Origin of the sequence: Streptomyces anatolicus, from assembly GCF_019400875.1 — a bacterium.
GTDB lineage: Bacteria > Actinomycetota > Actinomycetes > Streptomycetales > Streptomycetaceae > Streptomyces > Streptomyces anatolicus.
This window is the reverse complement of the sequence record NZ_WMBF01000774.1, coordinates 1-1,805: the sequence shown is the minus strand read 5'-3', so window position 1 is coordinate 1,805 and position 1,805 is coordinate 1. Positions and strand designations below refer to the sequence as shown.

Below are 1,805 nucleotides of genomic sequence, written 5' to 3'. Positions count from 1 at the left end.
GGACGACACCGAGGACGGAACCGACGGCGAGGGCTCCGGCCGGTCCGATTCCTCGGACGACTGAGGCGGGAGCCGACGGTTCGGGGCGGCGCCGGACGGATCCAAGCCCGTCCGGCGCTTGAGGCGGGAGCCGACGGTTCGGGGCGGCGCCGGGCGGATGTAAGCCCGTCCGGCGCTTGAGGACGAGCCCGAAGGGCGACCGACCGAGCTGAAAGCAGACCACGGGTCCTAGGCGGACCTGGGCGGAACTACAAGGCCACGCCAAGCAACGCGTCGACGGCCCGCGACACCACCCCGGGCGCCCCCTCGTCCGTACCGCCCTCGGCATCCTGAAGACCGACCCAGCGGTCGACGGCGGCCAGCGCGGCCGGCGCGTCCAGGTCGTTCGCCAGAGCCTCCCGCATCTCCTCCACGACCGCGTCGGCGGACGGCCCGTCGGGACGGGACACAGCCGCACGCCAACGGCCGAGCCGCTCGACGGCCTCGGTGAGGACGGAGTCGGTCCACTCCCAGTCCGCGCGGTAGTGGTGCGCGAGGAGGGCGAGGCGGATGGCCGCGGGGTCCACGCCGTCGCGCCGCAGCTTCGAGACGAAGACGAGGTTGCCCTTGGACTTGGACATCTTCGCGCCGTCCAGGGCGACCATGCCCGCGTGGACGTACGCCTTGGCGAAGGGGTACTCGCCGGTCAGCGCCTGGGCGTGCGAGGCGCCCATCTCGTGGTGCGGGAAGGCGAGGTCGGAGCCGCCGCCCTGCACGTCGAAGCCCATGCCCAGGTGGTCGAGGGCGATGGCCACGCACTCGATGTGCCAGCCGGGCCGCCCGCGCCCGAGGGAGGCGCCGTCCCAGCTCGGCTCGCCCTCGCGGGCCGCCATCCAGAGCATCGGGTCGAGCGGGTTCTTCTTGCCGGGCCGCTCCGGGTCGCCGCCGCGCTCGGCGGAGAGCAGCTTCATGGCGGCCGCGTCGAGCCCGGACACCTCACCGAAGTGGGGGTCGGACTCGACGGAGAAGTAGGTGTCGCCCTCCAGTTCGTAGGCGGCGCCCATGTCCCGGAGGCGTTCGACGAGCGGCACGATGCCGGGTATCGCCTCGACGGCTCCGATGTAGTGCCGCGGCGGCAGGAGCCGCAGCGCGGTCATGTCCTCGCGGAACAGAGCGGTCTCGCCCTCGGCGAGCTCGACCCAGTCCTTGCCGTCGCGGGTGGCGCGTTCCAGGAGCGGGTCGTCCACGTCGGTCACGTTCTGGACGTAGTGAACCTGCCGCTTGGTGTCGAGCCACACGCGCTGCACGAGGTCGAACGCGTTGTAGGTCGCCGCGTGACCCATGTGGGTGGCGTCGTACGGAGTGATGCCGCAGACGTAGATACGGGCGACGGGACCGGGGTCGAGGGTGACGAGCTCACCGGTCGCGGTGTCGTGGATCCGGAGGTCGCGGCCCTTGCCAGGAAGGGCGGGGACCTCAGAAGCGGGCCAGGCATGCATGCCCAGAGCCTAACCGGACGGGGCGTCCGCATACGAGTGGGGATCATCGAAATGGGCGTGCGGATCATCGAATGGCGACGAAGACGACGGAAAAGACCCCCGAGGGCCCGCCCCTATACCGGCGGCCAGGGGATCGCGGGCCACTCGCCGGACGGCTCGGGATGGCGCCCGGATTCCAGCAGGGACCCCACCCGCGCGCGCAGCGCCTCGATCTCCGCGGCCGTCAGGAGCGCCGCCAGCCGCTCGGCGAGGGCGGCGCCCTCCTTGAGCGCGTCCCGCAGGCCCTGGAGGGCTTCGACGGCCTCCCCGGTCAGCGGCTCCCCCGCC

1 protein-coding gene and 1 pseudogene are annotated in these 1,805 nt (G+C 72.5%); both read right to left on the bottom strand.

Translation table 11 applies throughout. The features are described from left to right. Positions 1-248: 248 nt before the first annotated feature. A complete protein-coding gene (gene mshC / locus GKQ77_RS32340) occupies positions 249-1,478 on the bottom strand; it encodes a cysteine--1-D-myo-inosityl 2-amino-2-deoxy-alpha-D-glucopyranoside ligase (RefSeq protein ID WP_219692703.1) in 1,230 nt (409 codons plus the stop codon). 113 nt (positions 1,479-1,591) lie between these two features. Then, positions 1,592-1,805: pseudogene (locus tag GKQ77_RS32335) on the bottom strand (SCO1664 family protein); the annotation flags it as partial.

Bases quoted from the DNA above. Each gene is read 5' to 3' on its own strand.
- mshC (WP_219692703.1), bottom strand. From the start codon at position 1,478: ATGCATGCCTGGCCCGCTTCTGAGGTCCCCGCCCTTCCTGGCAAGGGC.